Raw genomic sequence first — 13,311 nt, forward strand, 5'->3', positions numbered from 1 at the left:
GAGAGCGACAAGCGTGAACTGTCCACGCCAGGCTCGATCACGGCATCAGGGTTCGAGACATTCCAGCCTTCCCGGCGAGGCACCCGGGCAGCGTCAACGGCATTCACCGCGGCGTATGCAGAGCTATGACGATGCTGTCCGGTCCCGAGCAGGCCGGCGGAGACACTTGGCAAGATACGCCTGTCTTGTTGTTGCCGTAATCGCAGCCTGCCCGCCCGGCAACTGGGTTGTCAATGGGGAAGGCTGCCTATCGTCAATTGGGCGACGGCAGGCCGGTGACGCCGGGACGCGCCGGCCGCGTCTGGCGCTTGAACTCCAGGCCGATATGGACGAGCAGCGCCGTGACCACGACCGCGCCGCCGATGATGGTGCGCACCGACGGCACTTCGGAATGGACGAGCCAGACCCAGATCGGCCCAAGGATCGGCTCGAAGGTGCCGAGCAGCGCCGCGATCGCCGCCGGCACCAGCCGCGCGCCCATGGCAAAAAAGGCGAGGCCGATCCCGAGATTGATGACGCCGAAGGCGAAGAGGAAGCCCATGTCGCGCCCGGAGACCGCGAACTCCGATGCCTGGGAAGCGGCGAAAGCGCCAGCGAGCAGCGCCGCGAGACAATTGGCCGGCACCATGCGCACATGGGCAAAGCGCCGAGTGATCACGGTTGCCACCGAGAACATGACCGCGATCAGCAGCGCCAGGCCGTCGCCGATCGGCGAGACGGCGCCGCCCAGGGATTCCGAGACCATGATGGCGACGCCGGCGATGACGGCGGCAATCGCGATCCAGGTCGCCGGGCTGACCCGTTCGCGAAACAGGAGCCAGGCAAGAAGCGCCGCCAGCAGCGGCACGCCGGCCTGCATCAAGAGGATGTTGGCGACGGTCGTGTAGGCAAGCGCCACCACGAAGCTGGTCGAGGCGGTGGCGAAGCAGAAGGCGACGCCGAGGCCGGGCAGGCCCATATGCCGGAAGAGGTTCAGGGTACCGCGCCAACCGTCGCGCCACAGCATGAAGGCGATGAGAAAGGCCACGGCCCACAGCGAACGCCAGAACACCACCGTCCAGCTGTCGCCGACATGGATGAAACGGGCGATGGTGCCGCCGAAGCTCCACATAAGCGCCGAAAGGAAGACCAGGAGCATGCCGATCCGCTCCTCGCGCGGCGAGACGGCTGGCAAAGCGACAGGCGACGGGGCGACAGGCGACGGGGCGGTATCGGTCATGGACATGACTTGTCAGCGAGTTGCGTGCGACACGATGCACCAAGGACAACAGGGATGCTGTGTCTCAAACGACGGGACTGTGTCTCAATCGCGTAGCGCAAAGTGGAAAGCCATGCGTGATCCAGCATTCGCTCAAATGTAGGACAACCTCTTCGCGGTTTACTTTGATACAGTCAGTCCCCAGAACCGATGCGCAGGCTCGGGCGACGTATCATCCCTGAAAATCGAAGGCGCTGAGGCCCGTCACCATCTCGTCGAGGCCGAGCGGGCGCGTCACCGGCGGCTCGGCGCGCGCAAGGCAGCCTACGCGCTCGCAAAGCCGGCAGGCGGGGCCTACCGGCGTGGCGAAGCCTTGCCCGGACTTGCCGGCGGCTCCGGCCGGCAGCGCCGCGCCATAGACAATCTCGTCGCGGAAGCCGATATCGCAGCCGAGCAAGAGCGCGGTGCGCCGCGGCCGTTCGGAGAAGGCGCCTTGCGGACCTTCCAGCGTGCGGGCGATGCACAGGAACTCGGCGCCATCGGGCATTTCCAGCGCCTCGACCAGGATCTGGCCCGGTTGCGAGAAGGCCGCATGGACCGGAAGCTTGGGGCAGCCGCCGCCGAAGCGGCTCTGCGGGTAGCCCTGGCTGCCGGCCTTGCGGAAGCGGTTCCCGGCATTGTCGACTTCCAGCATGAAGAACGGCACACCCGATGCGCCCTGCCGCTGCAGCATGGTCAGTCGATTGGCCGCCTGTTCGAAAGAGACGCCGAAGCGGGAACGCAAGACGTCGATGTCGTAGCGGGCGCGAACGGCCGCCGCATGGAAAACCTGATAGGGCATCATCAGCGCATGCGCGGCATAGCGGCCGAGCTCGAAGCGGGCGAGCCGCCGGGCCTCGTCGGTGCCGAGCTTCAGCGCCTGGAGCTCGCCCGCGATGGCCACCGACATCCGCATCAGGCTCGCCTCCATGGCGACTTCGCGCAGTTGGTCGAAAGGCGACAGCCGCTCGGAGAGGAACAGGCGCTGCGAATGGCGGTCGTAACGGCGGCGCCAGTTGGGCATGGTGGCGACCGGCAGCACCTTGACGACGATGCCGTGCTCGCGCCTCAGCCAGGCCTTGAGCGCGCCGGACAGGTCGTCGCCGGGTTCGAGCACCGATGTGAAAGCATCCGCCTCCTCCTCCAGCGAAGCGAAGTGGTTCGGGCGGCGCTCGAACACTTCGTGGACTTCATCGGCAGGCAGGCGCGTGCCGGTCAGCGCGGTTGCCCTGCCCTCCCTGGCCAGAAGCTGGTTGAGGTCCGACAGGCGCTCAGCCTGTTCGCGGTAGGCGCGAAACAGTTTCACCATCGCCGCCGAGGCGTTCGGCGCGGTCTCGGCGAGATCGACCAGTTCCTGATCGCCAGGGAGTTCGCCGGCAAGAAGCGGATCCCTGAACGCCTCGCGCAGTGCCGCGATCGAGCCTTTCGTCTCTCCTTGCAATTCATGCGGATCGACCTTGTAGACGGAGGCCAGCTTGAGAATAAGCTGCACCGTCAGCGGGCGCTGGTTGCGCTCGATCAGGTTGAGGTAGGAGGGCGAGATGCCAAGCCCCTCGGCCATCGCCGTCTGGGTCAGGCCTCTGGCGTTGCGCAGCCGGCGCAGCCGCGGACCGGCGAAGATCTTCTGGTCGGCCATCCGTGCCATCCTTGACAAGAATTTACATGGATATCGAGTCCGGCGTCCACTACGCCATTTTTACAATCGTGACAAATTTACAGAGATAGCTTGTCAATGACAACACAGCTTTTCCTTTATTTTCAGGGCCGAAAGGTGGTTTTTCTGGGCGTTTTCGCGCTGCAATGTAAATGATGTCACACGCAGACCTCGCAAGGCTACATGCTTGCGATGTAGCGCTGAAGCAGTTTCCAAACGATCCGGAGTGACCAATGACCGATTTTTACAACCTCGTCCCCTCCGCGCCGGAAGGCCGGTTCGACGGCATCGAGCGTCCCTATTCGCCAGAGGATGTGAAGCGGTTGCGCGGCTCCGTGCAGGTTCGCCAGACGTTGGCCGAGATGGGCGCGAACCGGCTCTGGAAGCTCATCCACGAGGAGGACTTCGTCAACGCGCTGGGCGCCATGTCGGGCAACCAGGCCATGCAGCAGGTTCGGGCCGGGCTGAAGGCGATCTATCTCTCGGGCTGGCAGGTGGCCGCCGACGCCAACACCGCCTCGGCGATGTATCCGGACCAGTCGCTTTACCCGGCCAATGCGGCGCCGGAACTCGTCAAGCGCATCAATCGCACCTTGCAGCGCGCCGACCAGATCGAGACGTCCGAAGGCAGCGGGCTATCGGTCGAGACCTGGTTCGCGCCGATCGTGGCCGATGCCGAAGCCGGCTTCGGCGGGCCGCTCAACGCCTTCGAGATCATGAAGGCCTTCATCGAAGCCGGCGCCGCGGGCGTCCACTATGAGGACCAGTTGGCGTCGGAAAAGAAATGCGGCCATCTCGGCGGCAAGGTGCTGATCCCGACGGCGGCGCATATCCGCAACCTCAACGCGGCACGCCTTGCGGCCGACGTCATGGGCACGCCGACGCTGGTCGTGGCGCGCACGGACGCCGAGGCGGCGAAGCTTTTGACCTCCGATATCGACGAGCGCGACCGGCCCTTCGTCGACTACGACGCCGGCCGCACGGTCGAGGGCTTCTACAATGTGCGGAACGGCATCGAGCCTTGCATCGCGCGCGCCGTGGCCTATGCGCCGCATGCCGACCTGATCTGGTGCGAGACGTCGAAGCCTGATCTGGCGCAGGCCAGGAAATTCGCCGAGGGTGTGCACAAGCACCATCCGGGCAAGCTGCTCGCCTACAATTGTTCGCCGTCCTTCAACTGGAAGAAGAACCTCGACGACGCGACGATCGCGAAGTTCCAGAGGGAGCTCGGGGCGATGGGCTACAAGTTCCAGTTCATCACGCTGGCCGGCTTCCACCAGTTGAACTTCGGTATGTTCGAGCTGGCGCGCGGCTACAAGGACCGGCAGATGGCCGCTTATTCGGAACTGCAGGAGGCCGAGTTCGCGGCGGAGGCCAACGGCTATACCGCGACCAAGCACCAGCGCGAGGTCGGCACCGGCTATTTCGACGCCGTGTCGATGGCGATCACCGGCGGCCAGTCTTCGACCACCGCCATGCATGAATCGACCGAGCACGCCCAGTTCAGGCCGGCCGCCGAGTAACGGATAACAACCAGAGGAAACGCCCGCAGGGCATCTACATAGAGGAGAAGAGCAATGGCATCGATAAGCCGTGTCAAGGAAAGGGCAGAAGAACAATCGAGCGCGATGAGCGTCGACCAGCAGGCGACGATCCGCATGCTCGCCAACGATCTGCACCGACTCAACCAGTCCGTCATGAAGGCGGTCGAGGCCGGCGTCTCGGTGGAACTGGTGCGCTCGGCCAGGCACCATGGCGGCGACGGCAACTGGGGAGATCTTTTGATCCCGGTGATCGTTACCCAGCAGAGCCACACTTGACGTAACGTCAACAGTCTCGGCGATAGTCTCCCGCGCGCTATACGTTCGGGAGACTATCGTCTTTTTTCGGTTTGCCTTCACCGTCAAGGGTACGACTTTCTCTGAATCTCGGAATTTCTTGCTATATTTTCGACCTCGACCGTTTCAGCTTGACACCGGCCGCGATCTCACCCAATTGTGCCTCAGGTTTCAACCCTGCATTGAACCAGAGTGCCAGCCCGCCGATGTGTCCCGCCGACCATGACGACCACTCCGAAAAACGCCCGAAACCGACAGCCCGAACTGGCGCGACCGCGGCGGATTTTTCCAAAGTGCTTGTCGTCGGAAAATCGTCGATCAACCGCGTCGTGGTGTCGAAAATCGTCGAGAAATCGGGACTGAAGCCGATCTCGGAACCGCCCGAGGCCGCCGAGAAGACGCTGAACGGCCAACTGCCCGGCGCCGTCATCCTGGACGGCGGCCCGGACAACAAGGATTGCGACCGGCTGATGTCGGCCATCGACGCGCTGCGGCGCGCCTCGGGCAAACCGTTGCCCGCGGTGATCCTGCTTTCAACCAGGAGTGGCACGCCGGAAAGCCTCGGCCTGTCGAGCGTGGTCGATGCGGTGGTTGCCAAGCCGATCACGCCCGAGAGGCTGCAACCGGTGGTCGATCGCCTGGTCGGGCGCGGCTAAGGCCCCTAATCTGGTCAGCCTGCGGCGGCGATGCTTTCGATCAGCGCGGGCAACTCGCTCAGGTCGGCGATCTCGCGGAAACGCGGCGCCGCGATCGGCGCCTCGGCATGCTCGGCCGCCCAGGTCAATTCATGCGGGACATAAATACCCCAGCCGCCGGCGTCGATGGCCGGGACCACGTCCGACCTGAGCGAGTTGCCGACCATCATGCTCCTTTGCGGTCCGTCGCCATGGCGGCTGAAGATACGGGCATAGGTGGCGGCGCTCTTGTCGCTGACGATCTCGACGGCGTCGAAGAACTCGCCCAGTCCCGATTGCGCAAGCTTGCGCTCCTGGTCCATGAGGTCGCCCTTGGTGATCAGCACCAGGCGATAGTTGCCGGCGAGCTTCTCGACCGTCTCGCGCGCTTGGGGCAGCGGCTCGATCGGGTGGCTGAGCATGTCGCGTCCGGCAGCCAGGATTTCCGCGATGGTCGAGGCCGGAACACGGCCTTCGGTAACCTCGATCGCCGTCTCGATCATCGACAGCGTGAAGCTCTTTATGCCGAAGCCGTAGAGGCCGAGGTTGCGTTTTGCCGCCTCAAGCAGGTTCGCCGAAATCCGGCTTGCATCGCCATGCTCGGCAAGCATGGCGAGGAAGCGTTGTTCGGTCATGCGGAAGAACTGTTCGTTCTGCCACAGCGTGTCGTCGGCATCGAAACCGATTGTGGTAAGAGCGGACATTGTCACGTCATCCTCTTCACGAACGCGTGGTGTAGACGCGTTTGCCGGGTACTGCTAGCTCTAGCTGGAGAACGGTAGAGCGCGGGGGTGCATGCTGAATTCATGGAAAGGCGAGTTGGAGCGTATCCTGGAAAGCTCCCAGGACAGCGATCCGATCGAGCTCGTCATGGCGCTTCGAGAACTCGGGCTCGGCATGGGTCACGAGACTGGCGATGCGTTGCTCGCAAGCCATCCGGAATTCTTTGCCCACAAGCCGGCGCTCACCGAGGCATTCCGAAAAATGGTCCACGCGCAAGACGTCGCCGAGATCGCCTTGCTCTTGCAGCAGGATGCCGATGGACCGGTTTCCTTTCAAACCGTGGCGCCAAAAAGCACCAATATCGGCCTCATGTCCTCGAACTACGCTTACAACCGGCTGAATGAAGTTTTCAACCGCCTCGATTTTCGCGGCTGCCAGCAGGTAGTGATGGTCGGCTGCGGCGGACGGCCTTTCACCATGTTTCGTTTCCACGACCAAACCACGATCCCGCAAATCATTGGGCTGGATATCGTCCCCGAAGCCGTGGAAACGGCCAATGTGCTTGCGGCAAAGCTGGGCTACCCACGAATCCGCGCCGAACTTTGCAATGGCCTCGATTACGACTACGCCAATGCGCAAGTGGTCTACATCGCCAACATGGTATCGCCGAAGGCCGCCGTCGTGGCACGGGTTGCCGATACCGCGCCTGAAGACGTGACGATCATCGTCTGGGATCCCTGCTCGCTCGGCCGGCTCTGGGCCGACAAGGCCGAAGATGCCTTGGATCCGCGGCTCCAGGTCACCGGCCGCACCTCCGTTTCGCAAACCATGACCAGGGACATCATTCTCAAGCGACGGAGGTCAAAAGCAGCGGGCGAGAATCTTGATTAGCAAGGCAGTTTCAAGCCGGACTGTCGACCGCCTGGTAATAGGCCTGACGCGGATGTGGTGTTTTGCGCGCCATCCTTTTGTTTGCTGGCACACCTACAAAGATAGCCGCGTTCTGCCGGATCCCGCCATGCCGGTCACCTATGTCGACAAGTTCTTGTGGCGAAAGCTGTTCGACCGCAATCCACTGTTCACCCTCGCCTGCGATAAGCTCGCCTCGAAGGCCTATGCATTGTCCGTTTGCCCCGAATTGAAGACGGCCAAGGTGCTGTGGTCGGGCAGCGATGCCGCTCTCATTCCTCCCGATGTCCTTCTCGGTAATGTCGTGGTCAAGGCCAATCACGGCTGCCGATGGAACATCATGGTCCGCAACGGAGAAGTCGATAAGGCCAGACTGCATAGGCGTGCATCGCGCTGGGTACGCCGCCGCTTTGGCAAGCGCTTCGGGGAATGGGCATACAAGGACACCGTTCGCTGCATTCTGGTGGAGGAGATGCTGATGGATCGCGGCGAGCCCATCGGCACGGAATACAAGTTTCATGTCTCGGGCGGGATCACGGAATATGTTTACGCAGCCAGCCGTAACAATCAGGGCGAGGAGCGCAAGGGGCATTACCAGAGAGACGGGCGCTATATCTCTCCATCGTCGGACAGCGGTGCCGCCTGGGTCGAGGCACCACTGCCGAAGACATTTTCACGCATGTGCGAAATTGCGGAGAAGCTCTCCGCGCCGTTCGATCGGATGCGATGTGATCTCTACGCGCTAAACGGCGAGATCTTTTTCTCCGAGTTCGCCGTCTACCCGCTCTCCGGAAAGGGAATAACAAACGTAGAACTGCGTGATCTGTCTCGTCACAGTTGGGATTTGCGGCAATCGTGGTTTCTCAGCGCGCCGCAAAAAGGCTGGCGAAGACTTTATGCGTCGGCGTTGCGGCGGAGGCTCGAAGAAACGCAGCCGGAAGCCGGTTCGGGTGACGTTCGACAATTGCGAAGCGCTGTCGCGTAAACCGCTTCCCCTTCCCTTCCCCCATGGCGCCCGGCTATACTTCGAAATCCGCAACACAATCTGGTGAATGATGCCGCCTGAAAAAAAGGAAGTCCGTCCGTCAAGCCGGGGGGGGCGCGCCCGCACGCCTGCATTCCTGAAAAACCAGCGCGGTGTGAAGAACTGGAAGGAAGCCAGCGCCTGGCTCGAATGGCGCGGCATCGAGGACATCGAGTGCATCACGCCCGATCAGGCGGGCGTCGCCCGCGGCAAGATGATGCCGTCGAAGAAATTCACTTCCAACACCTCGCTGGCGCTGCCTTCGGCCGTGTTCATGACGACGATCTCCGGCGGCTATCCCGAGGACGGCAACGGCTTCCATTACCCCGAGGACGATGGCGACCTGAAGCTGCTGCCCGATCTTTCGACGCTGACCGTCGTGCCCTGGGAAGAGGACCCGACGGCAGCGGTCATCTGCGATCTCGTTCACCAGGACGGCCGCTCGGTCGAATTCACGCCCCGCAACGTGCTGAAGCGCGTGCTGGCCGCCTATGACGAGCGCGGGTTGAGACCGGTGGTGGCGCCCGAGATCGAATTCTACCTGGTGCGCAAGAACCCCGATCCGGACTATCCGCTGACGCCGCCGGTCGGGCGTTCGGGACGGCCGATCGGCGGCGGCGCCGGCTATTCGATCGCCGGCGTCAACGAATTCGACGAACTGATCGACGACATCTACCATTTCTCGGAACGGCAAGGCCTGGAGATCGACACGCTGATCCATGAGGAAGGCGCCGGCCAGCTCGAGATCAATCTGCGCCACGGCAATCCGATCGAGCTCGCCGACCAGGTCTTCATGTTCAAGCGCACCATCCGCGAGGCGGCGCTGAAGCACGAGATCTACGCCACCTTCATGGCAAAGCCAATCCAGGGGCAGCCTGGCTCGGCCATGCATATCCACCAGTCGGTCGTCGACAAGAAGACCGGCAGGAACATCTTCTCGGCCGAGGACGGCTCGGAGACTGATGCGTTCTTCCACTTCATCGGCGGCATGCAGAAGCATGTGCCGAACGCGCTGGTGATGTTCGCGCCTTACGTCAATTCCTATCGCCGGCTGACGCAGCAGGCTTCGGCGCCGGTCAACAACAAATGGGGCTACGACAACCGCACCACCGCCTTCCGCGTGCCGCGCTCGGATCCGGCGGCGCGACGCGTTGAAAACCGCATCCCGTCCTCCGACGCCAACCCCTATCTGGCGCTGGCGGCCTCGCTTGCATGCGGGCTGGTCGGCATGAGCAACAAGATCAAGGCGGAACCGCCGGTGCTGACGACCGCCAATGCGGATGAAATCGACCTGCCGCGTGGTCTTCTGGAGGCCGTCGGCCTGTTCGAGGACGATAAGGAGCTCGGCACCATCCTCGGCAAATCCTTCGCCGCCACCTACACCGCGATCAAGCGCGCCGAGTTCGAGACCTTCATGGAAGTGATCAGCCCGTGGGAGCGGGAGTATCTCTTGTTGAACGTATAGGGCACTGATCATGCCCTATCAGTCTCCCATTTCCCCGGGCCGCTCGTGGTACGAGGATACGGCCGGGCCTCGGCCCGAATACCCTTCGCTAGATGGTGATCGCCAATGTGACGTCGTCATTATTGGCGGCGGCTTCACTGGCCTCTCGGCAGCCGCGCATCTCGCCAAAGCCGGCGCGAATGTCGTGCTGATCGAAGCCTATCGTTTCGGCGACGGCGCTTCGGGGCGCAATGGCGGCCAACTCGGCACCGGACAGCGCGCCTGGGCGGAGGAGTTGGAGGCCGAGTACGGCCTCTCCCGTGCCAGGGCGCTGTTCGACATGGCCGAAGAAGCCAAGGCGCATCTGTTCGACTTCGCTGCCGCCAACGCCATCGACATCGACTATATGCCGGGTCAGCTTTCGGTCGCGCACAAACGGCGCTACGTCGACGACTACAGGCGCCACGCCGAGATCATGGCGAACCGCTTCGGCTACCCGCATGTCAGCTTCATGGACGCGGCGGAGACAGCGGAGCGGCTCGGCTCGACACGCTACTTCGGCGGCGCCCGCGACATCGGTACCGGACACATCCATCCGCTGAAGCTGGTGATCGGCACCGCGAGAGTGGCCGCGGCGGCCGGCGCGCATCTCTTCGAGCAGACGCCGTCCACCGGCATCGCTTCCAATGGCGGCAAGGTGACGGTCACGACGCCCAGGGGCACGATCGCAGCCGACAGATGCCTGATCGGGGTCAATGCCTATGGCGGCAACCTGGAGCCGGTGAGCGCGGCTCACATCATGCCGATCGGCTCCTTCATTGGCGCGACCGTGCCGCTCGGCGCCGCTTCCAAGGTGCTGCCGGGCGGCGAGTCGGTCGACGATTCCCGTTTCGTGGTGCGCTATTTCCGCAAGTCGAAGGACGGCCGGCTGTTGTTCGGCGGCCGCGAGGTCTATGCCGTCAACGATCCGAGGGACATCCATATCCACATCCGCAGGCAGATCGCCGAGCTCTACCCGGACCTTAAGGATGTCGAGATCACGCATGGCTGGGGCGGCTATGTCGGCATCACGGTGCCGAGAAAGCCATTCGTGCGCGAAGTGATGCCGAAGGTGATTTCGATGGGCGGCTATTCCGGCCACGGCGTCATGCTGTCGAACTTCTTCGGCAAGCTCTATGCCGAGACCGTTGCCGGCAATCGCGACCGCTTGAAATTGATCGAGGATCTGAAAATTCCCGCCTTCCCAGGCGGTCGGCGTTTGCGGGCGCCGCTCTTGTTCCTGGCGCTGAACTGGTTCGCGCTGCGCGACAGGATTTGAAGCCGGCAGGCCAGCCGAAGCCACCGATTCGAGGCTGGCGGCCTCCACGCGGCAGGTTGTGGAAGCCTTAACAGGCGCGCAGAATTTCGCAAATTGGCTCACTCATGCCATAATCAGCAGTAAAAGATGCAATTATGGGCGAAAATCCGGGGATTTCGCGGGCCTGCCCGCAAAGATTTCGGGACCGATGCCGATCGAAGCCAATCGTTACGGCAATGATCGAAAGAACGTCGGCCCGCTTGTTGGAGGTGGTTTGAGTGAACGAGCCCTTCAGTTTCGGCGCGCCGGAACGGCAGCGCTTTACAATGCAGTTCGGCTATAACGTACGGCCATCCTTCTGGCAGAAGGTACAGTCGAACGCGCATCTGGTCATTGCAGCGGTCGGCACCGCCGCGCTGCTCGGCGTGGCCGCGGTGGCGCTGTGGCTGTGCGTTCCGGGCAGTGACCGGCAAGTGACTGCGGCAAATGCCGCGCAGATCGTTCCGACAATTCCGGTGAAGACCACGAAAGTCGCTCCGGCGGCAGCAGCGGTCACTGTGGCGACGGCGCCGCAGGCCGCGCGCAAGGGGGATGCGGTGACGCCCACGACGGCGGCCCGCGAAGCCAACATTCCGGCCTTGGCATCAAACAACCCTCGCTGGACGGCTTCCGATGCCAAGACGCCACCTGCCCCGGCCGAGAACCACCCAGCTCCATTCAAGCAGGACGCCGACACGGCCCCCGCGCAATCGACCGATACGGCCTTTGCCAAGGCCGATGCCGAGAACGACGCCGCGAACGCGCTGTCGCAGGTCGCCGGTTCCGCCAGCGAGACAGCAGCGGCCGCGAAGAAGCCGGGCGACACGATGGACGGCGCCCAAACCGCCGCTATTCCTGAAGCCAAGCCGCAGGTTCCAGATCCGCAGCCGGCAGCGACGGACAGCTCGGCACAGCCTGAGCCGAAAGCTCAAAGAGCCAACGCGGCCGCAAACGGGCGCGTCTTGAGAGCTGTGACCATGCGCTCAGGCCCGAAGAAAGGTGCCGCCGCAATCGCCACGGTGCCGGCCAAGGCATCGGTGCAGGTGATGAATTGCAAGCAATGGTGCGAGATCGTCTATAACGGCAAGCACGGCTGGGTCTACAAAAGCTACATCAAGACCGGCGCATAAGGCTTGACCCACCAAGCAGCCATTCAAAGCGACGCCGTCTGCGCTGAAGCCGGCGATTGGCGAGGAAGGATCTGTGTTCCTCGAACGGCACTTCGTAGAGGCCGCAAGCCTGACAGCTCTCTTTCTTGCCGCATGCCGGAATCCAGCATCTGACGTCATGCGTCCAGGCCAGCGCGATCCTCTCCAGATGGAGATTGGATGAGCTCTTCAGCAGGATCAGTTCTCCGGGAACGGCCGTCCGCTTGATTTGGTCCGAGACTTCCTTCGGGGTGCGAAGTTCGACGAAACGGCCGCTGTCGCGGTCGGCCTGGCTGGCGCGCGAGCGATGGGCATTGTCGCCGGTGAAGATGACCTCGTCGGCGATGTCGCGGGCGATACCATAAGCCGTGCCATACTTTCTCGACGAACCGGTGTAGTCGGAAATCTGTCCAACGACGATCCGTTTACGAACGGCCTTCGCTTTGGCCATCATCTCGAACGCAATGTTCAGCGAATGCCAGGGCGCTTTGACAGCATCGACGATGAACTGTGGACCCCGATCGGTCACCAGCACCGTACAACGGTTGGCCAGAGGTTCGAAGGATGCGGTCCTTGCGGCGATTTTCTCCGGTGGAACACCAAGTTCCAGCGCCGTGACGACGGCGGCGGCTGCCGGCAGCCAGAAGTGCTCGCCGGGGAATGGTGTCTGCATGTGTATGTCGCCACCGTGCCGTCGAAGCGAAAATCTGAGCAGGTCCGGATAGGCGGCATGGATGTCTGTTACACGATAGTCCGCGGCCTCGGACTGACCGAAAGTCGCGACGCGGCACCTTGCGCCCGAAGCCATGTCAAGCACATGCGGGTCGTCGGCGTTCAAGATCGCGAGTCCGCCGGGCTCCAACGCATCGACCAGCGCCCGTTTTTCCCGCGCAACAGCTTCCAGCGTCCTGAACTTGCCGACATGCTCCAGCCGGATCATCGTCACGAGCGCGACGTCCGGCTTCAGCATTTGCGCCATGCCTTGGATCGAACCGGGCTCATACGCGCCGGCTTCGAAGACGACGTAGTCGACTTCGCCCGCGCGTTTCATGCGCTTGTAGAGCGTGCGGACCAGTGCGTTGAGCGTGTTGGCCAGAACTTGCGTATGGACCGTGCCGTGACCGGCCAGGATATGCCCAAGCAAGCTGGTTGCCGTCGATTTGCCGGAACTGCCGGTTATCCCGATGAAGACAGCCTTGCTTTGGGCACGCGCACGGTTTGCCCGATAGCGACGCAATCGCCAGCCCAGATCATTGCGAATTTCACGCAGCCTGACCTTAACCACGCGCCAATTCCCCTACGCCGATCCGTTATCGTTTTGACG

12 protein-coding genes are annotated in these 13,311 nt (G+C 62.8%); 8 read left to right on the forward strand and 4 right to left on the reverse strand.

Annotated features, from left to right (window positions below; all coding sequences use genetic code 11):
* Positions 1–253: 253 nt before the first annotated feature.
* On the reverse strand, positions 254–1,219 hold the full coding sequence (locus FJ957_RS18040; protein WP_140833606.1) for a DMT family transporter: 966 nt from the start codon (positions 1,217–1,219) through the stop codon (positions 254–256).
* Between the two features lie 211 nt (positions 1,220–1,430).
* Positions 1,431–2,873 carry an XRE family transcriptional regulator gene (locus tag FJ957_RS18045; protein WP_140833607.1) on the reverse strand — a complete coding sequence of 481 codons (1,443 nt, stop codon included), beginning with the start codon at positions 2,871–2,873 and terminating at the stop codon, positions 1,431–1,433.
* A 251-nt stretch (positions 2,874–3,124) separates the two neighbouring features.
* Here FJ957_RS18045 and aceA point away from each other — a divergent pair, with 251 nt between their 5' ends.
* The 3 genes from aceA (at position 3,125) to FJ957_RS18060 (ending at position 5,385) form a co-directional block, all read left to right on the forward strand.
* The gene (gene aceA / locus FJ957_RS18050) at positions 3,125–4,414 is read left to right on the forward strand and encodes an isocitrate lyase (protein WP_140833609.1); all 1,290 of its coding nucleotides are present in this window, start codon (positions 3,125–3,127) and stop codon (positions 4,412–4,414) included.
* Positions 4,415–4,468: 54 nt separating this feature from the next.
* Positions 4,469–4,711: a hypothetical protein gene (locus tag FJ957_RS18055; RefSeq protein ID WP_027168360.1), complete on the forward strand. Its 243-nt coding sequence runs from the start codon at positions 4,469–4,471 to the stop codon at positions 4,709–4,711.
* Between the two features lie 311 nt (positions 4,712–5,022).
* Positions 5,023–5,385 (forward strand): response regulator transcription factor, encoded by a 363-nt coding sequence (locus tag FJ957_RS18060; protein ID WP_140833611.1) that lies wholly within the window; start codon positions 5,023–5,025, stop codon positions 5,383–5,385.
* 14 nt (positions 5,386–5,399) lie between these two features.
* Here the strand turns inward: FJ957_RS18060 and FJ957_RS18065 are convergent, their stop codons facing one another.
* Positions 5,400–6,107, reverse strand: coding sequence for an HAD family hydrolase (locus tag FJ957_RS18065; RefSeq protein ID WP_140833613.1), 708 nt, complete (start codon positions 6,105–6,107; stop codon positions 5,400–5,402).
* Between the two features lie 115 nt (positions 6,108–6,222).
* Here FJ957_RS18065 and FJ957_RS18070 point away from each other — a divergent pair, with 115 nt between their 5' ends.
* The 5 genes from FJ957_RS18070 (at position 6,223) to FJ957_RS18090 (ending at position 11,969) form a co-directional block, all read left to right on the forward strand.
* A complete protein-coding gene (locus FJ957_RS18070; RefSeq protein ID WP_140833615.1) occupies positions 6,223–7,017 on the forward strand; it encodes a class I SAM-dependent methyltransferase in 795 nt (264 codons plus the stop codon).
* A 127-nt stretch (positions 7,018–7,144) separates the two neighbouring features.
* Entirely contained in the window at positions 7,145–8,020 is an 876-nt protein-coding gene (locus tag FJ957_RS18075) for an ATP-grasp fold amidoligase family protein (protein ID WP_181180608.1), read from the forward strand.
* Between the two features lie 70 nt (positions 8,021–8,090).
* On the forward strand, positions 8,091–9,524 hold the full coding sequence (locus FJ957_RS18080) for a glutamine synthetase family protein (protein WP_140833619.1): 1,434 nt from the start codon (positions 8,091–8,093) through the stop codon (positions 9,522–9,524).
* Between the two features lie 10 nt (positions 9,525–9,534).
* Positions 9,535–10,821, forward strand: coding sequence for an FAD-binding oxidoreductase (locus tag FJ957_RS18085; protein WP_140833622.1), 1,287 nt, complete (start codon positions 9,535–9,537; stop codon positions 10,819–10,821).
* 257 nt (positions 10,822–11,078) lie between these two features.
* Positions 11,079–11,969 carry an SH3 domain-containing protein gene (locus FJ957_RS18090; RefSeq protein WP_140833624.1) on the forward strand — a complete coding sequence of 297 codons (891 nt, stop codon included), beginning with the start codon at positions 11,079–11,081 and terminating at the stop codon, positions 11,967–11,969.
* Here FJ957_RS18090 and FJ957_RS18095 read toward each other — a convergent pair.
* Positions 11,953–13,272: a Mur ligase family protein gene (locus FJ957_RS18095; RefSeq protein WP_140833625.1), complete on the reverse strand. Its 1,320-nt coding sequence runs from the start codon at positions 13,270–13,272 to the stop codon at positions 11,953–11,955. The two genes, FJ957_RS18090 and FJ957_RS18095, sit on opposite strands and share 17 nt — an antisense overlap.
* Positions 13,273–13,311 lie beyond the last annotated feature (39 nt).

It is taken from the genome of Mesorhizobium sp. B2-4-6, assembly GCF_006442775.1.
Classification (GTDB): domain Bacteria; phylum Pseudomonadota; class Alphaproteobacteria; order Rhizobiales; family Rhizobiaceae; genus Mesorhizobium.